Source organism: Nocardioides mesophilus (assembly GCF_014395785.1).
GTDB classification, from domain to species: Bacteria; Actinomycetota; Actinomycetes; order Propionibacteriales; family Nocardioidaceae; genus Nocardioides_B; species Nocardioides_B mesophilus.
In genome coordinates this window covers 3,581,230-3,604,652 of the sequence record NZ_CP060713.1, presented here as the reverse complement: position 1 = coordinate 3,604,652, position 23,423 = coordinate 3,581,230, and the positions used below count along the sequence as shown (strand labels likewise).

The 23,423-nt window shown below is 72.5% G+C and carries 22 protein-coding genes and 2 pseudogenes; 8 read left to right on the top strand and 16 right to left on the bottom strand.

Annotated features, from left to right (window positions below):
• Positions 1 to 9: 9 nt before the first annotated feature.
• The 4 genes from paaD to paaA are packed head-to-tail and all read right to left on the bottom strand — an operon-like array spanning position 10 to position 2,613.
• Entirely contained in the window at positions 10 to 513 is a 504-nt protein-coding gene (gene paaD / locus H9L09_RS17315) for a 1,2-phenylacetyl-CoA epoxidase subunit PaaD (protein ID WP_223164104.1), read from the bottom strand.
• Complete coding sequence (paaC, locus tag H9L09_RS17310; RefSeq protein WP_187578070.1) at positions 510 to 1,316, bottom strand: 1,2-phenylacetyl-CoA epoxidase subunit PaaC; 807 nt, start codon at positions 1,314 to 1,316, stop codon at positions 510 to 512. The genes paaD and paaC overlap by 4 nt, the downstream gene beginning before the upstream one ends.
• Positions 1,313 to 1,621, bottom strand: a complete 309-nt coding sequence (gene paaB / locus H9L09_RS17305) for a 1,2-phenylacetyl-CoA epoxidase subunit PaaB (protein WP_187578069.1) — start codon at positions 1,619 to 1,621, stop codon at positions 1,313 to 1,315. The genes paaC and paaB overlap by 4 nt, the downstream gene beginning before the upstream one ends.
• Positions 1,618 to 2,613 carry a 1,2-phenylacetyl-CoA epoxidase subunit PaaA gene (gene paaA / locus H9L09_RS17300; protein ID WP_187578068.1) on the bottom strand — a complete coding sequence of 332 codons (996 nt, stop codon included), beginning with the start codon at positions 2,611 to 2,613 and terminating at the stop codon, positions 1,618 to 1,620. Before paaA ends, paaB begins: the two co-directional genes overlap by 4 nt.
• Positions 2,614 to 2,700: 87 nt before the next feature.
• Between paaA and H9L09_RS17295 the strand changes: the two genes are divergently transcribed.
• The 4 genes from H9L09_RS17295 to H9L09_RS17280 all read left to right on the top strand — a co-directional run bounded on the left by H9L09_RS17295 (position 2,701) and on the right by H9L09_RS17280 (position 4,704).
• Positions 2,701 to 3,270, top strand: coding sequence for a GNAT family N-acetyltransferase (locus H9L09_RS17295; protein ID WP_187578067.1), 570 nt, complete (start codon positions 2,701 to 2,703; stop codon positions 3,268 to 3,270).
• Positions 3,271 to 3,391: 121 nt separating this feature from the next.
• Positions 3,392 to 3,625, top strand: coding sequence for a hypothetical protein (locus H9L09_RS17290; protein WP_187578066.1), 234 nt, complete (start codon positions 3,392 to 3,394; stop codon positions 3,623 to 3,625).
• A gap of 84 nt (positions 3,626 to 3,709) precedes the next feature.
• The gene (locus H9L09_RS17285) at positions 3,710 to 4,408 is read left to right on the top strand and encodes an AzlC family ABC transporter permease (RefSeq protein ID WP_187578065.1); all 699 of its coding nucleotides are present in this window, start codon (positions 3,710 to 3,712) and stop codon (positions 4,406 to 4,408) included.
• A complete protein-coding gene (locus H9L09_RS17280; protein ID WP_187578064.1) occupies positions 4,405 to 4,704 on the top strand; it encodes an AzlD domain-containing protein in 300 nt (99 codons plus the stop codon). Before H9L09_RS17285 ends, H9L09_RS17280 begins: the two co-directional genes overlap by 4 nt.
• Positions 4,705 to 4,820: 116 nt before the next feature.
• On the opposite strand, the gene H9L09_RS17275 is transcribed toward H9L09_RS17280, so the two are convergent.
• Positions 4,821 to 6,854, bottom strand: a complete 2,034-nt coding sequence (locus tag H9L09_RS17275; protein WP_187578063.1) for a PTS mannitol transporter subunit IICBA — start codon at positions 6,852 to 6,854, stop codon at positions 4,821 to 4,823.
• A 181-nt stretch (positions 6,855 to 7,035) separates the two neighbouring features.
• Here H9L09_RS17275 and H9L09_RS17270 point away from each other — a divergent pair, with 181 nt between their 5' ends.
• Positions 7,036 to 8,094 carry a zinc-dependent dehydrogenase gene (locus tag H9L09_RS17270; RefSeq protein WP_187578062.1) on the top strand — a complete coding sequence of 353 codons (1,059 nt, stop codon included), beginning with the start codon at positions 7,036 to 7,038 and terminating at the stop codon, positions 8,092 to 8,094.
• Between the two features lie 99 nt (positions 8,095 to 8,193).
• Here the strand turns inward: H9L09_RS17270 and H9L09_RS17265 are convergent, their stop codons facing one another.
• The 10 genes and pseudogenes from H9L09_RS17265 to rpsO all read right to left on the bottom strand — a co-directional run bounded on the left by H9L09_RS17265 (position 8,194) and on the right by rpsO (position 17,503).
• Positions 8,194 to 8,970: a L,D-transpeptidase family protein gene (locus H9L09_RS17265; protein WP_187578061.1), complete on the bottom strand. Its 777-nt coding sequence runs from the start codon at positions 8,968 to 8,970 to the stop codon at positions 8,194 to 8,196.
• Between the two features lie 115 nt (positions 8,971 to 9,085).
• Entirely contained in the window at positions 9,086 to 9,532 is a 447-nt protein-coding gene (locus H9L09_RS17260) for a VOC family protein (protein WP_187578060.1), read from the bottom strand.
• 133 nt (positions 9,533 to 9,665) lie between these two features.
• Positions 9,666 to 11,291, bottom strand: coding sequence for a M4 family metallopeptidase (locus H9L09_RS17255; RefSeq protein ID WP_187578059.1), 1,626 nt, complete (start codon positions 11,289 to 11,291; stop codon positions 9,666 to 9,668).
• Between the two features lie 118 nt (positions 11,292 to 11,409).
• Positions 11,410 to 12,068: pseudogene (locus H9L09_RS17250) on the bottom strand (dienelactone hydrolase family protein).
• 56 nt (positions 12,069 to 12,124) lie between these two features.
• Positions 12,125 to 12,568, bottom strand: a complete 444-nt coding sequence (locus H9L09_RS17245; protein WP_187578058.1) for a hypothetical protein — start codon at positions 12,566 to 12,568, stop codon at positions 12,125 to 12,127.
• Complete coding sequence (dapB, locus tag H9L09_RS17240) at positions 12,568 to 13,311, bottom strand: 4-hydroxy-tetrahydrodipicolinate reductase (protein ID WP_187580966.1); 744 nt, start codon at positions 13,309 to 13,311, stop codon at positions 12,568 to 12,570. Before dapB ends, H9L09_RS17245 begins: the two co-directional genes overlap by 1 nt.
• Positions 13,312 to 13,347: 36 nt before the next feature.
• Positions 13,348 to 13,527: a hypothetical protein gene (locus H9L09_RS22285; RefSeq protein ID WP_246456576.1), complete on the bottom strand. Its 180-nt coding sequence runs from the start codon at positions 13,525 to 13,527 to the stop codon at positions 13,348 to 13,350.
• A gap of 114 nt (positions 13,528 to 13,641) precedes the next feature.
• A pseudogene (locus tag H9L09_RS17235) lies at positions 13,642 to 14,567 on the bottom strand (M16 family metallopeptidase); the annotation flags it as partial.
• A 131-nt stretch (positions 14,568 to 14,698) separates the two neighbouring features.
• Complete coding sequence (locus tag H9L09_RS17230) at positions 14,699 to 16,936, bottom strand: polyribonucleotide nucleotidyltransferase (protein WP_187578057.1); 2,238 nt, start codon at positions 16,934 to 16,936, stop codon at positions 14,699 to 14,701.
• Positions 16,937 to 17,227: 291 nt separating this feature from the next.
• The gene (gene rpsO / locus H9L09_RS17225) at positions 17,228 to 17,503 is read right to left on the bottom strand and encodes a 30S ribosomal protein S15 (protein WP_187578056.1); all 276 of its coding nucleotides are present in this window, start codon (positions 17,501 to 17,503) and stop codon (positions 17,228 to 17,230) included.
• A gap of 250 nt (positions 17,504 to 17,753) precedes the next feature.
• Here rpsO and H9L09_RS17220 point away from each other — a divergent pair, with 250 nt between their 5' ends.
• The gene (locus tag H9L09_RS17220) at positions 17,754 to 19,865 is read left to right on the top strand and encodes a molybdopterin-dependent oxidoreductase (RefSeq protein ID WP_187578055.1); all 2,112 of its coding nucleotides are present in this window, start codon (positions 17,754 to 17,756) and stop codon (positions 19,863 to 19,865) included.
• Between the two features lie 40 nt (positions 19,866 to 19,905).
• Here H9L09_RS17220 and ptsP read toward each other — a convergent pair whose 3' ends face one another.
• Positions 19,906 to 21,606 carry a phosphoenolpyruvate--protein phosphotransferase gene (gene ptsP / locus H9L09_RS17215; RefSeq protein ID WP_187578054.1) on the bottom strand — a complete coding sequence of 567 codons (1,701 nt, stop codon included), beginning with the start codon at positions 21,604 to 21,606 and terminating at the stop codon, positions 19,906 to 19,908.
• 88 nt (positions 21,607 to 21,694) lie between these two features.
• Between ptsP and H9L09_RS17210 the strand changes: the two genes are divergently transcribed.
• The gene (locus H9L09_RS17210; RefSeq protein ID WP_187578053.1) at positions 21,695 to 22,462 is read left to right on the top strand and encodes a DeoR/GlpR family DNA-binding transcription regulator; all 768 of its coding nucleotides are present in this window, start codon (positions 21,695 to 21,697) and stop codon (positions 22,460 to 22,462) included.
• Positions 22,459 to 23,418, top strand: a complete 960-nt coding sequence (locus H9L09_RS17205) for a 1-phosphofructokinase family hexose kinase (RefSeq protein ID WP_187578052.1) — start codon at positions 22,459 to 22,461, stop codon at positions 23,416 to 23,418. The genes H9L09_RS17210 and H9L09_RS17205 overlap by 4 nt, the downstream gene beginning before the upstream one ends.
• Positions 23,419 to 23,423: the final 5 nt, after the last annotated feature.

Below are 23,423 nucleotides of genomic sequence, written 5' to 3'. Positions count from 1 at the left end.
CTGCTCGTCCTAGAGGGGCTTGAAGTGGTCGAAGGGCTCCTTGCAGGCGGTGCACACCCACAGCGACTTGCAGGCGGTCGAGCCGAAGTGGCTCAGCTCGCGGGTCTCCGGGGAGCCGCACTGCGGGCACCGGACGGCCAGCGTCAGCGACACCGGCGCGCTCCCCTCCCGGCCCGCGGCGGCACCACGCACCGGCGGCGCGATCCCGAACTCCTCGAGCCGGCGGCGGCCGGTCTCGGTGATCCAGTCGGTGGTCCAGGCCGGGGCCAGCACCAGCTGCACCTCGACGTCGGTGTGGCCGGCGCGCTCGAAGGCGGCGAGCACGTCGGCGCGGATCGCCTCCATCGCCGGGCAGCCGGAGTACGTCGGCGTGATGACCACCTGCACGTGGCCGTCCGGGCCGACCCGGACCTCGCGCAGGATGCCGAGGTCCTCGATCGAGACGACCGGGATCTCGGGGTCCGCGACCCCGGCCGCGATCGTCCAGGCGTCCTGGCGGGCGAGCGTGGTCACCACGTCGCCCCCGGGTGGGCACGGGCCACGACCTGCAGGTCCTCGAGGAGCCGGTGCAGCGCCGGGGTGTGCTCGCCGCGGCGGCCGGCACCCACCGCATGGCCCGGGTCGTGGGGCACGATAAGCGTCGCCTCGGCCAGCACCGCGGTCAGCGAGGCCGTCACCGGCTCGCGCAGCTCGGCGGGGTCGACCGCGACCCGCGCCCCGACCAGGTCGGAGAGATCGTCGGGCAGCGGCGCGAACAGCTCCTCGAGGTAGGGCCACTCGGCGTCCAGCGCGTGCTGCACCCGCCGGTGCGACTCCTCGGTGCCGTCGCCGAGCCGCAGCACCCACAAGGTGGCGTGGTCGCGGTGGTAGTCGACCTCCTTGACCGCCTTGGCGGCCACCGCGGCCAGGGTCGGGTCGGCGCCGTCCTGCAGCCGTCGGTAGAGCTCGTGCTGGTACGTCGCGAGCAGCAGCAGCCGGACCACGGCGACCCCGAAGTCCCGGTCCTCCGGGTCCGCGGCCGGGTCGAGGGTCCACGGCCGCTCCACGAGCTGGACGTTGCGCAGCTCGCCGGCGTCGCGCCAGTAGGCCAGGTCGTCCTCCGAGCGCGGCGGCTCGAGCAGCGACCCGGCGTAGCTCAGCAGCGACCGGGCCTGCCCGAGCAGGTCCAGTGCGATGTTGCCCAGCGCCACGTCCTCCTCGATCTGCGGCGCGGCGGCGATCCACTCCCCCAGGCGCTGCGCCGCGACGAGCGCGTCGTCGCCCAGGGCGATCGCGTAGCCGGCCACCGGGGAGGCGGCCGCCGGTGCCGTGCTCACAGGTGCTCCACCCCGTCCGGGACGTGGTAGAAGGTCGGGTGCCGGTAGACCTTGTCGCCGGCGGGCTCGAAGAACGAGTCCTTCTCGTCGGGGCTGGTGGCGGTGATCTCCGCGGCGGGCACCACCCAGATCGAGACGCCCTCCTGCCGGCGGGTGTAGACGTCGCGGGCGTTGCGCAGCGCCATCTCGGCGTCGGAGGCGTGCAGCGAGCCGACGTGGACGTGGTTGAGCCCGCGGCGGCTGCGCACGAACACCTCCCACAACGGCCACTCGCGGCGGCCCGGGGACGGGGGCTGCTCACTCATGCCACGGCCTCCGCCCGGCGGGCGGCGTGCTTGTCGGCATAGGCGACCGCGGCGTCACGCGCCCAGGCGCCCTGCTCGTGGGCGCGGACCCGGTGCGCCATCCGCTCGGCGTTGCAGGGGCCGTTGCCCTTGATCACCTCGAAGAGCTCGCTGAAGTCGATCTCGCCGAAGTCGTAGTGGCCGCGCTCCTCGTTCCAGGCGAGGTCGGGGTCGGGCAGGGTCAGTCCGAGCGCCTCGGCCTGCGGGACGGTCATGTCCACGAAGCGCTGCCGCAGCTCGTCGTTGCTGAACCTCTTGATGCCCCAGGCCATCGACTGCGCGCTGTTCGGCGACTGGTCGTCGGAGGGGCCGAACATCATCAGGCTCGGCCACCACCACCTGTCGACAGCGTCCTGCGCCATCGCCTTCTGGGCCTCGGTGCCGTGCGAGAGCGTGTGCAGGATCTCGAAGCCCTGCCGCTGGTGGAACGACTCCTCCTTGCAGACCCGGATCATCGCGCGGGCGTAGGGCCCGTAGGAGCACCGGCACAGCGGCACCTGGTTGACGATCGCGGCGCCGTCGACGAGCCAGCCGATGGTGCCGATGTCGGCCCAGGTCAGCGTCGGGTAGTTGAAGATCGAGGAGTACTTCTGCCGGCCGTCGTGCAGCATGTCCAGCAGCTCGGCCCGGTCCGCGCCGAGCGTCTCGGCCGCGGCGTACAGGTAGAGCCCGTGGCCGGCCTCGTCCTGCACCTTCGCCATCAGGATCGCCTTGCGCCGCAGGCTGGGCGCCCGGGAGATCCAGGCCCCCTCGGGCTGCATGCCGATGATCTCGCTGTGCGCGTGCTGCGCGATCTGTCGCACGAGCGTCTTGCGGTAGCCCTCCGGCATCCGGTCGCGCGGCTCGACCCGGCTGTCGGCGTCGATGATCCGCTGGAAGTCCTCGAGGTCCGGCTCCGCCGCCGACGCCGTGGCGGTCTGGGTCCCGGGTGCGGTGAAGTCGTTGCCGTACATGCGTCCGAGCATACCGCGATGTGACAGTTTCGCGGCACTCCTGCGGCCCGGCTGTAACACGAGGGCGGCGGCTGAGAGGATCGGCGCATGAGCAACCCCTCCGCCGACGTCTCCGTCCGGGTCGCCTGGGGCGAGGACGCCGCCGCGATCGCCGCCGTGCAGGTCAAGGCCTGGCGCAGCGAGTACGCCGCGACCCTGCCCGCCGAGGTGCTCGCGTCGATGGACCCGGCCGACTTCGCCGCCGCCTGGGAGGCGTCGCTGGCCCGTCCCAAGGACGCGCGCAACAGGGTGCTGGTGGCGCTCGAGCGCGCGACCGTCCGCGGGTTCGCGGTGACCGGCCCCGCCTCCGACCCGGACACCGACCCGGTGGCTGACGGCGAGATCCTCGAGCTCAGCGTGGACCCCGACCACACCCGTCAGGGCCACGGCTCCCGGCTGGTCCAGGCGTGCGCCGAGACGCTGCGCGCCGACCGCTTCGAGCGCGCCGTCACCTGGCTGCCCAGCACCGACGACGTACGACGAGGCTTCCTGGCCGAGGCCGGGTGGGCGCCGGACGGCGCGCACCGGGAGCTGGACCTCACCGGGGACGGCAGCGTGCGGGTCAAGCAGGTGCGGCTGCACACCGACCTGAGCGGGCTCGACGCCTCGCAGGTTTGAACGTCTCACGATCCGGGCACCAGTCTGCTCACGCCGATCGTTCTCGTCACGAGGACGCAGGCGTGCGGGCGGCTCAAGACGGGGGCGGCCCTCCAGCCTGACCACAGGCAAGGAGCATGACGTGCTGGGCCCACTCCCGAAGTTGTACCGCGCGGTCGTCGCCTCGACCGCGGTGCTGTTGTTCGCCGGCCTCGGCGCCTGGCTGACCCTCACCCTCCCTCTGCAGATGCTGACCAGCGCCGGAGCGGCACTCGGCGTCGCCGTCGGAGCCCTGGCGGTGCTGGCGCTGCTCCACGAGCCGTCCGCCGCGCCCTCGCGCTCCCGCCCGGTGGGGCTGCGGCACCGGCCGCACTGATCCCCTCGCCGGCCTCCCCGGACCGGCGTCCGCCGTCGAACCAGGCACCCCGGCGCGCCGCGCTGTTCCGTAGAGTCGGCGTCCGTGCCCTCCGACGACCTGCCCGCCGCCGAACGCAACGGCATCCTGCGTGACGCGCTCGCCGTCGGCGCCGCCACCGGCGCCTACGGCATCTCCTTCGGAGCGGTCGGCGTCGCCGCGGGCCTGAGCGTGCTGCAGACCTGCCTGCTCTCCCTGCTGGTCTTCACCGGCGCCTCGCAGTTCGCGCTCGTCGGCGTGATCGCCGCAGGGGGTGCGCCCCTGTCCGGGGCGGCCACGGCGTTGATGCTGGGCACCCGCAACACCCTCTACGGCCTCCGCCTGGCACCGGCGCTGGGCTGGTCCGGCTGGCGACGCGCGGCGGCCGCGCACCTGGTGATCGACGAGTCGACCGCGATGGCGGTCAACCGCGAGGGTCGGGCGGCCGTGCGCACCGGCTTCCTCGGCACCGGCGTCGCCGTCTTCGTGCTCTGGAACCTGGCCACCTTCGGCGGGGCGCTGGCCGGCGAGGCGCTCGGCGACCCGCGGGCCTACGGGCTCGACGCGGCGGTCGGTGCGGCGTTCCTGGCGCTGCTGTGGCCCCGGCTGGGAGTACGGGAGCACCAGGTCGTGGCCGTGCTCGCCGTCGCCGTCGCGCTCGTCCTGGTCCCGTCCACCGCGGCCGGCGTCCCGGTGCTGGCCTCGGCCGGGGTGGCGCTGCTGGCCGGCGTCCTCTCGGTACGCCGGAGCGGGGAGCCGTCGTGATCTGGGCGGCGGTGCTGTCGACCGCGGCGGGCTGCTACCTGCTCAAGCTCGCCGGCCTCTCCGTCCCGCGCGCGGTCCTGGACCGTCCGCTGGTGGCCCGGGTCGCCGACCTGATGCCGGTGGCGCTGCTCTCCGCCCTGGTCGCCGTCCAGGTGCTCGCCTCCGGAGCGACGCTGGTGCTCGACGCCCGGCTGGTCGGCCTGGCGGTGGCCGTCGTGGCCCTGCTCCTGCGGGCGCCGTTCCTGGTGGTGGTGGTCCTCGCCGCCGTCGCGGCTGCGCTCGTCCGGCTGCTCTGAGCCGCACCCGGCGTCGACCCACCGCGAACGGCGGCCGGCCGGCCCCGTGGTGCGGGACCGGCCGGCCGGGTGCTGCTGTTCTCCCGTGGCGCGCGTGCTGCGACGCGGCAGGGCGCTCAGGGCTCGAGGCGACCGAGGATCGCCTGGACGTCTCCCGTCGTGCCGGCCTCGCGCAGCCGAGCCACCTGGGACTCGTCGAGGAAGGTGTGCGCGATCGGCCCGAGCAGCTTCATGTGGTCGTCGCCGGCACCGGCGATGCCGATGACGAACTCCACCTGCGAACCGTTCCAGTCCAGGCCGTCGGGGTAGCGCACGAACGAGATCGCGGTGTGGTGGATCCCCGACTTCGCCTCGTTGGTGCCGTGCGGGATGGCGAGCAGGTTGCCCATGTAGGTGGACACGGACTTCTCCCGCTCGTGCATCGCGGGCACGTAGTCGGCCTCGACCGCCCCGCAGCGCACCAGCAGCTCGCCCGCCTCGGTGATGGCCTCGTCACGGTTGGTCGCCGTCCCCCGGAGCAGGATCGCACTCTCGGCCAGCACCGACTGCTCGGTGGCCACCCCGGACCCGGCACCCGCCGCGGCTGCCCGCTCGGGGACAGCCGGGGAGGCGGCTGCGTGCTGGCCCTCCTCGGCGTTCGTGCTGCGCAGCAGCTCCACGATCTCGTCGTAGCGCGGGCTGTTCATGAAGTTGTCCACCGACACGTGCAGGGCGGACCCGGTGCGCTGCTCCGCACGGGTGGTCAGGTCGCGGTGGGTCACCACGAGGTCCCACTCGTCGGAGAGGCTGGAGATCGCCTTGTTCACCACGGTGACGTCGTCGAAGCCCGCGCCCTGCACCTTGCGGCGCAGCACCGAGGCGCCCATCGCGGAGGAGCCCATCCCGGCGTCGCAGGCGAAGACGATGGAGTGGATCGGACCCTGGTGACCCGAGCTCCGGGCACCGGCACCCGCGAGGGTGCTGGAGGCGATCGACGCCTTGCCCTTGCGGGCCTCCATGTCGGCGGTCGCCGCGGCCAGGTCGCCCTCGCCGCGGGTCGGGTCGATCCTGAGCAGGAACGAGGCCACCGCGAAGCTGACCGCCGCCGCCGCCAGCACCGACACGGTCACCCCGAGCAGGCTGCTCGGCGGCGCCGACGCCCAGACCGCGATGATCGAGCCGGGCGAGGCCGGCGAGCGCAGCCCGGAGTCGAAGGCGACGTTGGTGGCGACCCCGGTCATGCCGCCGGCGATCACGGCCAGCACCAGGACCGGCTTCATCAGCACGTAGGGGAAGTAGATCTCGTGGATGCCGCCGACGAACTGGATGACCACGGCGCCCGGGGCCGACGCCTTGGCGATGCCGCCGCCGAAGACGGAGAACGCGAGCAGCAGCCCGAGTCCGGGGCCGGGGTTGGCCTCGAGCAGGAAGAGGATCGACTTGCCGGCCTCCTGGGCCTCCGCGGTGCCGAGCGGGGTCAGGATGCCCTGGTTGATCGCGTTGTTGAGGAAGAGGATCTTGGCCGGCTCGATGAAGAGCGAGGTCAGCGGGAGCAGGTTGTTCGCGACGAGGGTGTCGACGAGCTTCGAGGCAAGGTTGCTGAACGCCTCCACGAACGGACCGGCGACCACGAAGCCGATGATGGCCAGGAAGCCACCCCAGATGCCGGCGGAGAAGTTGTTGATCAGCATCTCGAAGCCGGGCCGGATCTTGTGCGCCCACATGGCGTCGAGCTTCTTCATCGACCAGCCGCCGAGCGGCCCCATGACCATCGCGCCGAGGAACATCGGCACGCTCGCGCCGGTGATGGCGCCCATGGTGGCGATCGCGCCGACGACGCCGCCACGGATGTTGTCGTCATAGGTCATCCGGCCGCCGGTGTAGCCGATGAGCAGCGGCAGCAGGTAGGTGATCATCGGTCCGACGATGCCGCTGCCGTCGGCACCGGAGCCCCAGGCACCGAGCTTCTCGACGAAGCCGTAGCCGCCGTCGTAGCCGAGCCAGCCGCCGACGAGGGTGACCCAGCCCGTCTCGATGAACAGGGCGGTGATCAGGCCCCAGGCGATGAAGGCACCGATGTTGGGCAGGACCATGTTCGACAAGAAGGTGCCGAACTTCTGAACGCGCACGCGGGCGCCGGCGCGCGGCGCCGTCTCCGTGGTAGTAGACATCTGAACCCTTCTCGCGTCTGCTGGGTGACCCTCGTCACGCAGTATCCGGCAGTCTTACGTACGAACGGGCACATTGCCAAGCATTCGGGCAGAAAATCTGTGTCCGTTTATGTGGTAATCAGTCCGCCGGCTCGGTAAAGTCACGACCACTCCCCCGATCCGCTCGTCGAAAGGACCGATAGTGAAGGCACTGCGCTTCTACGCCCCCGAGGACGTCCGGCTCGAGGACGTGCCCGAGCCCGAGTGCGGGCCTGACGAGGTCAAGCTCAAGGTCAAGAACTGCTCGACCTGCGGCACCGACGTCAAGATCTTCTACAACGGTCACCAGAACCTCACTCCCCCGCGCACCATCGGCCACGAGATCGCCGGCGAGGTGGTCGATGTCGGCGGGGACGTCAACTCCACCTACGGGTCGAGCTGGCAGGTGGGCGACCGCGCCCAGGTGATCGCGGCCGTGCCGTGCGGTGAGTGCTACGAGTGCAAGAAGGGCTGGATGGCGGTCTGCCAGAACCAGACCTCGGTCGGCTACCAGTACGACGGCGGCTTCGCGGAGTACATGATCGTCCCGCGCGAGGTGCTCAAGGTCGACGGCCTCAACAAGATCCCCGAGAACGTCGGGTACGACGAGGCGTCGGCGGCCGAGCCGTTCGCCTGCGCGATCAACGCCCAGGAGCTGCTCGGCATCGAGCCGGGCGACACCGTCGTGGTGTTCGGGGCGGGGCCGATCGGCTGCATGCACATCCGGATCGCGCGCGGCGTGCACCAGGCCGGCCCGGTCTACCTCGTCGACGTGAACGCCGACCGGCTGAAGATGTCGGCGGACGCGGTGCAGCCCGAGGAGACCATCGACGGTTCGCAGGTCGACGTCGTCGAGCGGGTCATGGAGCTCACCGGCGGCCGCGGGGCCGACGTGATCATCACCGCCACCGCCGCCAACGTGACGCAGGAGCAGGCCATCGCGATGGCCGCCCGCAACGGCCGGATCTCGTTCTTCGGCGGTCTGCCCAAGACCGACCCGACGATCACCTGCGACTCCAACGTGGTCCACTACCGGCAGCTGCACATCCACGGCGCGAACGGCTCGGCGCCCGAGCACAACAAGCGCGCGCTGGAGTACATCTCGACCGGACAGGTGCCGGTCAAGGACCTGATCACCCGGCACATCCCGCTCGAGGACGTCCTCGACGCGTTCGCGATCGTCAAGAACGGCGAGGCGATCAAGGTCACCGTCGAGCCCTGATCCACCAGGAGCGTCCCGCCGGGTCGGCCCGCGCCGACCGGGCGCACCGGAGCCGTCACGCGACCCGTCGCGGCGGCTCCGGTGCGTCGTCCGGGGAGCTCACGACCAGGCGCCGTAGACCCGCACGTAGAGCTTCTTGGTCGAGGTGAGGTTCCACAGCTGGCGGGCGTCCTCGGTCCAGAAGTTCACGCACCCGTGGCTGTGCCCGACGAACGGGTCCATCATCAGCCGCGACCCGTGCAGGGCCTGGCCGCCGGAGAAGAACTGCGAGTACGGCATCGGGGCGTGGTAGAGCGCGCTGACGTGGTCGATGTCGCGGTAGTAGACGACGAAGCTGCCCTTGCGGGTCTGTGTCGTGGCGCCGCCGCCGCGCACCAGCCAGGAGTTCAGCAGGTCCCCGCCGTGGTAGAGGTTCACCTGGTGCCGCGACCGGTCGTAGCAGGCGTGCCATCCGGCGCTCTTGCAGCCGGCGGGCACGTCGGCCTGACCGCGCACCGTCCGCTTGATCAGCGGCTTCCAGGTGCGGTAGCCGACCACGCCCGTCGGCGCGAGGTGGTTGCGCTTCTGGAAGGCCTTGACCGCCGCCTCGGTGACCGGCCCGAACTGGCCGTTCGGCGTCGCGGCGAACAGCCCCCGCCACTTCAGGCGGTACTGCAGCTCGCGGACGTGCGCGATGTGGTACGGATCGACGTCCGCGTCGCCGCGTCGCACGACCTCCCGGCTGAACGGGCTCTTCATCGTCCAGGCCGCCGAGGTGCTCGCTGTCGCACCTCCGGCGCTCGTCAGCGACAGTGCCAGGACCAGCAGCGCGAGGAGGCCGACCAGGAGCCGGACCCGCCCTGCCTGGTCCCGTGCCTGGTCCCGTGCCTCCACCACACCGCAACGGTAGGTCCCCGTCCGGCGAGCGAGCAGAGCCCAAGGTCACGCACCCGCGGCGCCGGGCCTCGACGGGGCCGCGGAGGGCGGCCGATCGTCCCGTGCCGGGCGCCGGTCAGGGGATCTCGAGGCGGCCCTGCTCGTCGAGGGTGAAGCCGGGGGCGTAGGCGATCTCCCACAGGTGGCCGTCGGGGTCGGCGAAGTAGCCGGAGTAGCCACCCCACTCGGCGCGGGTGGCCGGCTTCACGATCCGGCCGCCGGCCTCGTGGACCCGGGCGAAGGCGAGGTCCACGGCGTCCTCGGAGCCCAGGTTGACCGCGAGCGTGATGCCACGGAAGTCGGGCAGCTCGTCGGCGGGCACCGCCTCGGTGCCCACGTCCTCGGCCAGGGCGTCGTAGCCGAACAGACCGATCCAGCTGCCGCTGGTCCTGAACCAGGTGATCCCCTGCGCCAGGTCGCCGCGCTGCTCCCAGCCGAGCTCGCGGTAGAACCGGGCCGAGCGGGCGAGGTCGGCGACGCCGAGCGTGACGATGGAGAACTGGGCGGGCACGTCAGCGGTCATGCGCCGATTCTGGCAGCACCGACCGACATCCAGCGAGGGGCCGCCACCCGCGCCGACGGCACGGGAGGCGGCCCCTCTGTCCCCTGGAAGGGTCCTGCGAGCGCCGGCGCGAGGCACCGGCGGCCCGTCGCCGCTAGCTCACCGACACCGCGCTCCAGGCGGCGGCGACGGCGGCGTACTGCGTGCTGCCGGCGCCGTAGAGGTCCCGGGCGGCGTTCAGCGAGGCGGTCCGGGCCCCGGAGTAGCTGGTGCCCGAGGTCATGTAGACGGTCAGCGCGCGGTACCAGATCTTGCCGGCCGCGTCCCGGCCGATGCCGGTCACCGTGGACCCGTTGCAGGTCGGGCTGTTGTGCGCGACCCCGCCGATCGTCTTGGCGCCCGAGCCCTCGGCCAGCAGGTAGAAGAAGTGGTTGCCCACCCCCGAGGAGTAGTGCACGTCGGCGCTGCCCACGGTGGAGGTGTAGCAGTCATAGGACGAGCCGTCGCTGCTCGGCTTGTCCATCCGGCGGAGGCCGAGGTGCTTCTTGAGGTCGAACTCCTCGCCGATCAGGTAGTCGCCCGGGTCGTTGGCGTTGGCGGCGTAGAACTCCACCAGCGTGCCGAAGATGTCCGAGGTGGACTCGTTGAGGCCGCCGGACTCCCCGGAGTAGGTGAGGCCCGCGGAGTTCTCGGTGACCCCGTGGCTCATCTCGTGACCGGCCACGTCGAGGGAGACCAGCGGCCCGAAGTCGACGCCGTCACCGTCGCCGTAGGTCATCTTCGTGCCGTCCCAGAACGCGTTGGCGTAGCCGCTGCCGTAGTGGACCCGGCTGTAGGAGCCCTTGCCGGTGCCGAAGATGCCGTCGCGGCCGTGCACGAGCTTGTAGTAGTCCCAGGTCATGTTCGTGCCGTACTGCGCGTCCGCGGCCGCCGACTGGCGGTTCGCGTTCGAGCCGGTGCCCCAGAGGTTGTCCGCGTCGGTGAACAGGGTGCCGGTCGCGCACCTGCTGCCGAACAGCTGGCAGTACATCGAGTCCGACTTGTTGGCCATGTCCGTGGTGTAGGTGCCACCGCGGGTGGCGTCCTTGAGCTGGTAGCCGCCGGAGGCCGCGGTGGTGCTCAGCGGCACCGTGCCGCTGTAGAGCGTCTGACCGGAGCCGTCGGCGGTCTGGATCTGCTGCTCGGTGCGCAGCACGTCGCCGGTGCGGGCGTCGACGTACGTCGTCAGCCGGCTCGGCGTGCCGTCCGCCTGGGTGCCGCCGGTGAGCACCGCCCAGGCGAGCCGCGGACGCAGGCCGGTCGCGTCGACGACCAGCTCCGGCGCGCCGGCCACCCGCTCGCCCGAGATGGAGCGGGTGACCCGGCTCGGCGCCAGCGCCTTCTCCGTGGCCGACCGAGCAGGCACGGCCGGGGTCACGGAGAGGTCCAGGGTGCGGTCCAGCGTCAGGCTGACGCCCTCGTAGGCGCCGTCGGCGGCCTGGTGGACCACCAGGTCACCGCCCAGGACGCGCAGTCCGTGGTAGCCGCGCTCCATGCGGACGTGGGTGTCACCGTCGCGGTCCACGAGCGCGCCCGTGACGTCGAAGGACTGTGCCGCACCCACCTCGGTCGCGCGGGGGTGGGACCGGACCGCGGCGACCGCGGAGCGGGCGAGGTCGCCGGCCGGGTCGACCTGGCGGGTCCCGCCGACCGGGGCGGCCCCCGCGGAGGTGGCGCCGAGCGAGGACGCGAGTCCGGCTGCGACGAGGGCGGCCGCGCTGAGTGCTGCAGTGGTGCGCATCGAGTGCCTTTCGGGAGGACGGCGGGTGAAGCCCCGCGCGGTCCACCCTGGGGCCGGCACCCCACCGGGGGAAGCGCCGGCGGCCTGCAGGTTTGTGCGATGCAGAACCCTGCAAGACTCAGCCGGCGGCCAGGTGCGACCCCAGGAACTCCAGGGTCCGGTCCCAGGCGAGCCTGGAGGCCTCAGCGTCGTGCAGCATGAAGTCGGCGTTGTCGAAGGCGTGGTCGGCGCCCGGGTAGGTCTCGAAGCGGGTCAGCCCCGAGGCCGTGACCTTCTCCCGGACGGTCTCGACGGTCGCAGCGTCGATGTAGCCGTCCGCCAGACCGAAGTGGTGCAGGCTCCGGCAGGTCACCTGGGGCGCGAGGTCGAGCAGGCCCGGGATCGCCGAGCCGTAGTAGCTGACCAGCACGTCGGGATCCTCCACGGCAGCCAGGTTGAACGCGAGGCCGCCACCGAAGCAGAACCCGATCACCCCGGTGCCGCCGTCGACCTCGGCGCGGCCCCGCAGGTGCCGCAGCGCGGCACCGGCGTCCGCCAGCGCGGTCGGCCAGTCGAGCCGGCCGGCCAGCGCCATCGCCCGGTCGACGACGTCGGGCGCCGACTCGTCGACCCGGGTCTCCTCCAGCCGCCAGTAGAGCTCGGGGCGAGCACGACGTAGCCGGCGGCGGCGAGGTCCGCCCCGCGCCGCTGGATGTAGTCGCTGACCCCGAAGATCTCCTGCAGGAGCAGCAGGCCCGGTCCTGTTCCCGCCCCCGGGACCCAGAGGTACGCCGGCATCGGCCCGTCGGGGGTGTCCACGTGGACGCGGGAGCTCATCGGCCCAGGATAGGGAGTCAGTGCCCGTGCAGCTCGAGGGCCCGGCGGGCCGCGGCACGCCCGCGGGTGCGGTCGCCGGCCGCGTCGTAGGCCAGCGCCAGCCGGAACCAGCTGCGCCAGTCGTCCGGGGCCGCCTCGGTGCGCGCCCGCATCCGGGCGAAGTGCGCGTCGGCCGCCGCCCGGTCCACCCGGCCGGAGGGCCGGCGCGGCAGGTCGTCGACCGGCAGCGCGCCCTCGGCGCGGAGCTCCTCGGCCAGCACCGCGCAGCGCTGCCCGAACTGCAGCTCGCGGAAGACCACGAACACCCCCAGCAGCGGCACCACCAGCACCGCCAGCCCGAGCAGCACCCCCACGACGCTGCCGCTGCCCAGCAGCAGCACGCCCTTGAACCCGATCAGCACCCCGTAGACGACCAGCGCCAGCAGCATGAACCCGATCAGCAGCGCGGTGCGCGCCCGCATCAGTCCAGGTCCAGGAACGGCTCGAGCCCGACCGTGAGGCCGGGGAACTCGCGGATCCGGCGCAGACCGAGCAGCACGCCGGGCGTGAACGAGACCCGGTCGAGCGAGTCGTGCCGGATCGTGAGCGTCTCGCCGGGGCCGCCCAGGATGACCTCCTGGTGCGCGACGAGCCCGCGGATCCGCAGCCCGTGCACGCGGATCCCCTCGACCTCGGCACCCCGAGCGCCCTCGAGCGCGGACGTGGTGGCGTCGGGGATCGGCCCCGAGCCGGCCGCGCGGCGGGCGGCCGCGACCAGGGCGGCGGTCCGGGCCGCGGTGCCCGACGGGGCGTCCGCCTTGTCGGGGTGGTGCAGCTCGACGATCTCCACGGACTCGAAGTACGGCGCTGCCTCGGCCGCGAAGCGCATCATCAGCACCGCGCCGATCGAGAAGTTCGGGGCCACCAGCACGCCGGTGCCCGGGGCCTCGGCCAGCCAGCCGCGCAGCTGGTCCCAGCGGGCGTCGTCGAAGCCGGTGGTGCCGACCACCGCATGGATGCCGTGCTCGATGCAGAACCGGAGGTTCTCCATCACCACGTCCGGGTGGGTGAAGTCCACCACCGCTTCGGCCCCGGACTCGACCAGCTGCTCCAACGCGTCGCCGGCGTCGACCTCGGCGACCAGCTCGAGGTCGTCCTGCTCCCCGACGGCCAGGCAGACAGCCGTGCCGACCCTGCCCCGGGCCCCGAGGACCCCGACCTTCATCCGTTCGTCCCTCACGGCGCCCAACCTAGTGGGTGCTCAAGACGCGGACGAGCGGGAGGGGACGGCGTCGAACGGGCCGACCACGGCCAGCGTCTGCCGCTGGCTGAACAGCTGCCGGGCCAACGTCTGCACATCGTCGAGGGTGACGTCGTCGACGCGGCGGATCACCTCGTCGATGCTGGGCAGCTCGTCGTAGAGCAGCTCGGCCTTCGCCACCCGTGCCATCCGGGAGACGGAGTCCTCCAGGCCGAGCACCAGGCCCCCGCGCATCTGGCCCTTGCCACGTTGCAGCTCCTCGGCGCTGATCCCGTGGGTGGCCAGCCGCTCGAGCTCGGTGCGGACCACGCCCAGCACGTCGTCGACCTTCGAGGGCAGGCAGCCGACCGACACCGCGAAGGCGCCGGCGTCGGCGTAGTGGGCGGCGTAGGAGTAGACCGAGTAGGCCAGCCCGCGCTGCTCGCGGACCTCCTGGAACAGCCGGGAGGAGGTGCTGCCCCCAGCGCGGCATTGAGCACGCCGAGGGCGTAGCGGCGCTCGTCGGTGCGGGTGATCGCGTCGACGCCGAGCACCAGGTTCACCTGCTCGAAGGGCCGGTTGACCACGACCTCGCCGGTGGTGCTGCGGCGGGCCCGCACGCCGCGGCGTACCGGGGCCGGCCGCACGCTCGTGTCGGCGAGGAAGCTGCCCCGGCCGAACGCCTTGCGCACCATCCGGACGACCTCCGCGTGCTCGAGGTTCCCGGCGACCGCGACCACCATGTTCTCCGGCGCGTAACGCGAGCGGTAGTAGCGGGTGATCTGGGCGCGGGTGAGCGCCCGGATCGACTCGACCGTCCCCGCGATCGGCCGGCCCAGCGGCGAGGAGCCCCAGGCCTGCGTGGCCCAGAGGTTGTGCACCACGTCGTCGGGATCGTCGTCGTGCATGGCGATCTCGTCGAGGATCACCTCACGCTCGGCCTCGACGTCCTCGGCGGTGATCGACGAGGAGGTGATCATGTCGCCGAGCACGTCCACCGCGAGCGGCAGGTCCTGGTCGAGGACCCGCGCGTGGAAGCAGGTGTACTCCTTGGCGGTGAAGGCGTTGAACTCACCGCCCACCTCGTCCAGCGACACCGAGATGTCGAGCGCCGAGCGCGACGAGGTGCCCTTGAAGAGCAGGTGCTCGAGGAAGTGGGAGGCGCCCGACAGGGTCGGGGACTCGTCCCGGGACCCGACGCCCACCCACACGCCGACGGCGGCGGAGCGGACGCCGGGCATCGCCTCGGTCACGACCCGCAACCCCCCGGGGAGGACGGTGCGTCGCACCAGTCCTCCCTCCTCATCGGTCAGGAGGGTGCGGGTCGTGCCGGGCTTCTGCAGTGCAGCCGAGATCGTCAACGAGGTCCGGACTACTCCGAGTCGCCGGCGTCGCCAGCGTCGTCGGCGTCGCCGGCCGGAGCCGCGGACTCCTCGACCACCGGGATCAGCGACAGCTTGCCCCGGTCGTCGATCTCGCCGATCTCGACCTGGACCTTCTGGCCCACGGACAAGACGTCCTCGACGGCCTCGACACGCTTGCCGCCGGCCAGCGCGCGCAGCTTGCTGATGTGCAGCAGGCCGTCCTTGCCGGGCAGCAGCGAGACGAACGCGCCGAAGTTGGTCGTCTTCACGACCGTGCCGAGGTAGCGCTCGCCGACCTCGGGCATCGTCGGGTTCGCGATGCCGTTGATGATCGAGCGGGCGGCCTCGGCGGACTCGCCGTTGGTGGCACCGATGTAGATGGTGCCGTCGTCCTCGATGCTGATCTGCGCACCGGTGTCGTCCTGGATCTGGTTGATCATCTTGCCCTTGGGGCCGATCACCTCACCGATCTTGTCGACCGGGATCTTCACCGTGATGATCCGCGGCGCGTTGAGCGACATCTCGCCCGGGGTGTCGATGGCCTCGGCCATCACCTCGAGGATCGCGGTCCGAGCGTCCTTGGCCTGGTTCAGCGCCGCCGCCAGCACGTCGGCGGGGATGCCGTCGAGCTTGGTGTCGAGCTGGAGGGCGGTGACGAAGTCCGGGGTGCCGGCGACCTTGAAGTCCATGTCGCCGAAGGCGTCCTCGGCCCCGAGGATGTCGGTCAGCGCGACGTAGACCGTCTCGCCGTCGACCTCACCGGAGATCAGGCCCATCGCGATGCCCGCGACCGGTGCCTTCAGCGGCACGCCCGCCTGCAGCAGCGACAGCGTCGAGGCGCAGACCGAGCCCATCGAGGTGGACCCGTTGGAGCCCATGGCCTCGGAGACCTGACGGATCGCGTAGGGGAACTCCTCGCGGGTCGGCAGCACCGGCACCAGCGCCCGGCCGGCCAGCGCACCGTGGCCGATCTCGCGCCGCTTCGGCGAGCCCACCCGGCCGGTCTCACCGGTCGAGTAGGGCGGGAAGTTGTAGTTGTGCAGGTAGCGGCGGCTCTTCTCCGGGGAGAGGGTGTCGAGCTTCTGCTCCATGGTCAGCATGTTCAGCGTGGTGACGCCCAGGATCTGGGTCTCGCCGCGCTCGAAAAGCGCCGAGCCGTGCACGCGCGGGATCACGCCGACCTCGGCCGACAGCGTCCGGATGTCGCTCAGGCCGCGGCCGTCCATGCGGACCTTGTCGCGCAGCACGCGCTCGCGGACCAGCTTCTTGGTCAGCGACCGGAACGCGGCGCCGATCTCCTTCTCGCGACCCTCGAAGTCCGCGCCGACCTTGGCCAGCACGTCCTCCTTGACCGCGTCGAGGGCTGCTTCGCGCTCGAGCTTGCCGGTGACGGCCAGCGCCGGCGCCAGGTCGGCGCTCGCGGCGCTCTCCACGGCGGCGTAGACGTCGTCCTCGTAGTCGAGGAAGACCGGGAACTCCTGGATCGGCTTGGCGGCCTGCTTGGCCAGCTCGGCCTGCGCCTCGCACAGCTGCTTGATGACCGGCTTGGCGGCGTCGAGGCCACCGGCCACGACCTCCTCGGTCGGCGCCTGGACGCCGGACTGCACGAGGTTCCACGTCTGCTCGGTGGACTCGGCCTCGACCATCATGATCGCGACGTCGCCGGTGTCGGTGACCCGACCGGCCACGACCATGTCGAAGACGGCGTTCTCGAGCTGGCTGTGGGTCGGGAAGGCCACCCACTGGCCGTCGATCAGCGCCACCCGGGTGCCGCCGACCGGGCCGGAGAACGGCAGGCCGGAGATCTGGGTGGAGAGCGAGGCGGCGTTGATGGCGAGCACGTCGTACGGGGTGTTCGGGTCGAGCGCCAGCACCGTGATGACGACCTGGACCTCGTTGCGCAGACCCTTCTTGAAGGTCGGGCGCAGCGGTCGGTCGATCAGCCGGCAGGTGAGGATGGCGTCCTCGGACGGCCGGCCCTCGCGCCGGAAGAACGAGCCGGGGATCCGGCCCGCGGCGTACATCCGCTCCTCCACGTCGATCGTGAGGGGGAAGAAGTCGAAGTGTTCCTTGGGGTGCTTGCCGGCCGTGGTGGCCGACAGCAGCATGGTGTCGTCGTCGAGGTAGGCAGTCACCGATCCGGCGGCCTGCCGGGCCAGCAGCCCGGTCTCGAACTTGACGGTGCGCTGTCCGTGCGAACCGTTGTCGATCACGGTTTCGACAGCGTAGATCTCGGGTCCCTCCATGGGTGTCCCTTCCTTGTGTCGCGGAGCGATCACGCGGGGGCGCCTTCGGTGGGGCCGGTCTTCGATCGAGGCCCACGCTCCGGCGTACCCCCAGCACTGTGCGGGGGACGCGGCGGAACCGAGAGCCACTACCGAGGACCGGGCTCAGACGTCCGCGGTCGCTCCAACTTGATGTGTTCTTCTCTGTTCAGTTGTCACGTCCGACCCTAGCGAGGTCGGGTGCCGGATGTGACAGGGGCGACACCCCGGAGTCGAGGTGCCGCCCGCTGCGACATCTACGTCACAGGTGGATCAACGGCGCAGGCCGAGCCGCTCGATCATCGAGCGGTAACGGTTGATGTCTTCCTTCTGCATGTAGTTCAGAAGGCGACGGCGCTGGCCGACCAGGAGCAGCAGACCACGACGGCTGTGGTGGTCGTGCTTGTGCTCCTTGAGGTGCTCGGTCAGGTGAGCGATCCGGTGCGTGAGCAGCGCGACCTGGACTTCCGGCGAGCCGGTGTCGCCCTCGGTCGTTGCATACTCGGCGATGATCTTCTTCTTGGTCTCCGCGTCGGTACCAGTGGCCACGCGTAGCTCCCTTCGGTCTCGTGTTGCGCGGCGCGCCGGGGCCTGTTCACCCGGGCACTCTCGATCCGCGGCCGTTTCACGGCAAGGTGGTGATGCCACCCCGTCCAGGTGCGGCGGGGCAACCGATCCAGGTTAGCCCAGGACCTGCGGGAACTGCCAATCGGCGCGGGCCCGCGGCTCTGCCCCGCGACCCCCCGGGCGGGCTCCGGCGGGAGGCCGTCGGGGGCCGTCGGGGTGCGAGACTGACGGCATGGCGAACCGGTCCGGCACCGTGCACGGCGTGTGCAACCTCTGCGAGGCCATCTGCGGCCTGCTGCTCACCGTCGAGGACGGCCGGGTGAGCGGCGTGCGCGGCAACCCCGCCGACCCGCTCTCGCGGGGGCACGTCTGCCCCAAGGCGCTCGCGTTGCCGGACCTGCACGAGGACCCCCACCGGCTGCGCCACCCCGTGCGCCGCACCGCCGACGGCTGGCAGGAGCTCGGCTGGGACGAGGCGCTCGACCTCGTCGCGGACCGCCTCGCCGGCACCGCGCGCGATCACGGCCGGGACGCGGTGGGGGTCTACCTCGGCAACCCCAACGTGCACAGCCTCGGGTCGATGACCCACGGCACCGCGATGGTGAGGTCGCTGCGCACCCGCAACACCTACTCCGCCACCTCCGTCGACCAGCTGCCGCACCAGCTCGTGGCCCACCTCCTCTACGGGCACCAGCTGCTGCTGCCGGTGCCGGACCTGGACCGGACCAGCTACTTCCTGGTGCTCGGCGCCAACCCGATGGCCTCCAACGGCAGCCTGATGACCGCCCCGGACTTCCCGAACCGGGTCCGCGAGCTGCACGCGCGCGGCGGCCGGATGGTGGTGCTCGACCCCCGGCACACCGAGACCGCCCGGGTCGCCGACGAGCACCACTTCGTCCGGCCGGGCTCGGACGCGTTCGTGCTGCTCGCGCTGCTGCACGTGATCCTCGGAGAGGGAGGGGAGCGGCCGGCGCCGTACGTCGACGGCCTGGACGCCGTACGCCGGGCCGTCGAGCCGTTCACGCCGGAGCGGGCCGAGAGCCGCAGCGGCCTGGCCGCGTCCGAGGTCCGGCGGATCGCGCACGAGCTCGCCGCCGCCGACGCCGCAGCGGTCTACGGCCGGGTCGGCGTCTCGGTGCAGGAGTTCGGCCTGGTCAGCCAGTGGGCCGTGCAGGTGCTCAACGCCGTCACCGGCAACCTGGACCGGCCGGGCGGGGTGATGCTCACCCGACCGGCCGTGGACGTGGTCGGCCGTCGCCTGTTCGGCCGCGGGCACCACGGGCTGTGGCGCAGCCGGGTGCGCAGCCTGCCGGAGTTCTCCGGAGAGCTGCCGGTCGCCACGCTGGCCGACGAGATCCTCACCCCGGGCGAGGGGCAGGTGCGGACGCTCGTCACGGTCGCCGGCAACCCGGTCTCCTCGACGCCCGGCGGCGACCGGCTCGACCGGGCGCTGGCCGGGCTCGACTTCATGGTCGCCGTGGACGTCTACGTCAACGAGACCACCCGGCACGCCGACGTCATCCTGCCGCCGACGACCGCCCTCGAGCGTGACCACTACGACCTCGTCTTCCACGCACTGGCCGTCCGCGACACCGCCCGGTTCACCCCGGCGGTGCTGCCCAAGCCGGAGGGGGCGATGCACGACTGGGAGATCTACCGCGAGCTCACCCTGCGCACCGCCCGGCGCTCGGCGGGCCGCCCGCCGCTGCGCGCGCGGCTGGTCCGGGCCGCCCGGATGCGGCTCTCCCCCACCCGCACCCTCGACCTGCTGCTGCGCACCGGCGAGCGCCGGCTCTCTTTGCGGCGGCTGCGGGCCGCCCCCGACGGGCTCGACCTCGGGCCGCTGGAGCCGCACCTGCCCGAGCGGCTGCAGACGCCGGGGAAGCGGATCGACCTCGCGCAGCCGCTCGTGCTCGACGACCTGGCCCGGCTGGAGGCGGCACCCGCGCCGGATCCCGACACGCTGCTGCTGATCGGGCGGCGGCACCAGCGTGACTGCAACTCCTGGATGCACAACGCCGAGCGGCTCACCCGCGGCCGGCCACGCCACCAGCTGTTGGCCCACCCCGACGACCTGGCCGCGCGCGGCCTCCTCGACGGCAGCACCGTCCGGGTGAGCTCACGGGTCGGCTCGGTCGAGGTCGAGGTCAGCGCGAGCACGACGATGATGCCGGGGGTGGTCAGCCTCCCGCACGGCTACGGGCACCGGCGCGCGGGCGTGCTGATGGCGGGCGCCACCGCGCTGCCCGGGGCGTCGATCAACGACCTCACCGACCCCGAGCGCCTCGACGTCAGCGGCAACGCCGTGCTCAACGGGACCCCGGTGACGCTGAGCGCCTGCTGACCCCGGCGCTCGCCCCGCCGCGCAGCCGGTCGCCCCGCGATCAGGCCGGCGCGATGAGCGCCCGCACCGCGTCGCGGCCGGCGGCCGGGTCGACCGCCGCGAGCGCCACCTCGGCGGCCTGCTCGCAGACGTCCATGGAGACCTCGGCGAGCTGCGCCCCGACCGGACGGACGGCGGCCGAGGCCATCGACAACGAGGTCACCCCCATCCCCACCAGGGCGGTGGCGAGCAGCGGGTCCGCCGCCGCCTCGCCGCAGACCCCCACCGGCTTGCCCGCCTGCCGGCCGGCCTCGGCGGTGATTGCGACGAGCGCCAGCACGGCCGGCTGCCACGGGTCGGTCAGGTGCGCCAGGTCCGCGGCCATCCGGTCCGCGGCCATCGTGTACTGGGTCAGGTCGTTGGTGCCGATCGAGAGGAAGTCCACGACCTCGAGGAACCGGTGCGCCAGCAGCGCGGCGCTGGGCACCTCCACCATCACCCCGGCCGGCAGCCCGCGCCCGCGGACCTGCTCGGCGAACGCCCTCGCCTCCTCGACGGTGGCCACCATCGGCGCCATCACCCAGGGCCGGGTGCCGGTCTGCTCGGCAGCCATCGCGATGGCGTCGAGCTGCCGCTCGAGCAGCCCGGGGTTGCCGAAGGAGAGCCGGAGCCCCCGCACCCCGAGGGCCGGGTTCTCCTCCCCCGCGAGCGTCGCGAAGGCCACCGGCTTGTCCGAGCCGGCGTCGAGCGTGCGCACCACGACCGTCCGGTCCGGGCCGAACGCAGTGAGCACGCCGCCGTACAGCTCGGCCTGCTCCTCCACCGACGGCTCGTCCTTGCGGTTGAGGAAGCACAGCTCGGTGCGGAACAGCCCGCTGCCCTCCACCGGGGCCTGCGCGGCGTGCTGGGCCGAGGCCCGGTCCGCGACGTTGGCCAGCACCTTGACCGCGGTGCCGTCGCTGGTGGCGGCCGGCCCGGTCCAGGCCTCGAGGAGGGCGCGGCGCTGCTCGGCGCGGGCCACTCGTTCCGCGGCGTCCGTGGGGTCGGGGTCGACCTCGATCACCCCGGAGACGCCGTCGACGAGCACCTGGCTGCCGGAACGCAGGCCGAGCGCCCCCGGCACGGCGACCACGCAGGGGATGCCGAGCTGACGCGCGATGATCGCCGTGTGGCTGGTCGGGCCGCCACGCTCCGTCACCAGGGCGAGCACGAGGGTGCCGTCGAGCAGGGCGGTGTCGGCGGGGGCGAGGTCCTCGGCGACCAGCACCGAGGGCACCTCGGGGGTGGGTACGCCGGGCTCCGGCTCGCCGACGATCTCCGAGGTCAGCCGGCGGCCGAGGTCGCGCAGGTCGGTGACCCGCTCGGCCATCACGCCGCCCATCTGGGTGAACAGCTCGGCGAACTGCTCGACGCTCTCGGCCACCGCGGCGAGCAGCCCGGTGCCCTGTCCGAGCCGGCCCACGACGGCCGAGCGGAGGCCCCGGTCGCGGGCGAGCCCGGCGGTCGCGGCGAGCACCTCGGCCGCCGAGCCCTCGGTGGAGGCCGCCCGGTCGGCGAGCCGCTGCGCCACCACGCCGACGGCGGCGTCGAGCCGCTCGGTCGCGTCGTCGGCGGAGAGGTCCTGCTGCTCGAACGCGGCGATCGCGTCCGGCGAGATCTCGGTGGTGGCCACGACCACGGGGCCGAAGGCGACCCCGGGAACCACGGGGGTGCCCTGCAACGTGTCGGAGGTGGCAGCGGCTCCGGAAGTGATCTGCGTCATGAGGAAAGTAAACCGCGGCAACTCTTGACAGTCAACATATTCGGGCGTAAAACAACAGACACGAAGAATCTGAGCCAGAGGGGCCGCCGTGTATGCCGAGGAACGACAGCAGGCCATCGCCGACCTGCTCTCCCAGCGCGGACGGCTCTCGGTCAACGAGCTCGCCGACCGGTTCATGGTCACCACGGAGACGGTGCGGCGCGACCTGTCCACGCTGGAGCGTGCTGGCATCGTACGCCGCGTGCACGGCGGCGCAATCCCCGCAGCGTCGCTCTCCGTCCTCGAGCTCGCCGTCTCCGAGCGCGACCTGACCCACGGCGAGCGCAAGGACCGGGTGGCCTCCGCCGCCGTCGAGTTCCTGCCCCGCGCCGGCGGCAGCCTGCTGCTCGACGCCGGCACTACGACCGCGCGGCTCGCCGGCCTGCTGCCGCTCGACGTCTCCTTCACCGTCTTCACCAACGCGGTGCCGATCGCCAGCCGGCTCGCCGGCCGCGGCAACGTCGAGCTGCATCTGCTCCCCGGCCGGGTGCGCCGCACGACGCAGGCGGCGGTCGGCGAGGAGACCGTCGCCGCGCTCGACCGGATCCGCGCCGACATCGCCTTCGTCGGCACCAACGGGCTCTCCCTGAGCCACGGCCTCAGCACCCCGGACCAGAGCGAGGCCGCCGCCAAGCACGCCATGGTCTGCAGCGCCCAGCGCGTGGTCGTCCTGACCGACTCCTCCAAGATCGGCCACGAGAGCACCGTCCGGTTCGCCGACCTCTCCCAGATCGACGTGATCATCACCGATGACGGCATCTCGGCGGAGGACCAGAAGAGCCTCACCGACATCGACATCGAGGTAGTCGTCGCATGATCGTCACGCTGACCCCCAACCCGAGCATCGACCGCACGATCGCGCTCGCCTCCCCGCTGGAGCGCGGGGCGGTCCTGCGCGCGGTCTCGGTCACCTCCCAGTCCGCGGGCAAGGGCGTCAACATCTCTCGCGCCGCCGTGGCCGCGGGGGTGCCCACCATTGCGGTCATGCCCGCCGCGCAGGACGATCCCTACGTGCACGAGCTGCTGCGTGACGGCATCGACTGCCGGCCCGAACCCCCCGCCGGCGCCGTGCGCATGAACGTCACGCTGACCGAGCCGGACGGCACCACCACCAAGATCAACTCCCCCGGCGCGACCGTCACCGCGGCGTCGCTGGACCGGCTGCGGGCGGCCCTGCACCAGCGTGCGGCCGGCGCCGGCTGGGTGGTGCTGGCCGGGTCGCTGCCCCCGGGCACTCCCCCGGAGTGGTACGCCGACGTCGTCGCCGACCTGCAGCAGGTCGGCGTGCCGGTCGCCGTGGACACCTCCGACGCGCCGCTGATCGCGCTCGCGGACCGGCTCGAGACCGCCGCCCCCGACCTGCTCAAGCCCAACGCCGAGGAGCTGGCCTCGCTCACCGGCGGCGACGCCGAGCAGATCGAGGCCGACCCGCTCGCGGCCGCCGCGGCCGCCCGGGTGCTGGTGCACCGGGGCGTCCGGTCCGTGCTGGCCACCCTGGGCGCCGGAGGCGCGGTCCTGGTCACCGCCGACGGCGCCTGGCACGCCACCCCGCCGCCCACCACCGTGGTCAGCACCGTCGGCGCCGGCGACTCCAGCCTCTTCGGGTTCCTGCTCGGGTCGCTGCGCGAGCTACCGCCCTCCGAGTGCCTGCGGCTCGCCGTCGCCTACGGCAGCGCCGCGGCCGCGCTGCCCGGCACCACCATCCCCACGCCCGACCACCTCCACCCTGAGCTCGTCGACCTCGCCGAGCTGCCCGTCCCGGCAGAAACCTGAGGAAC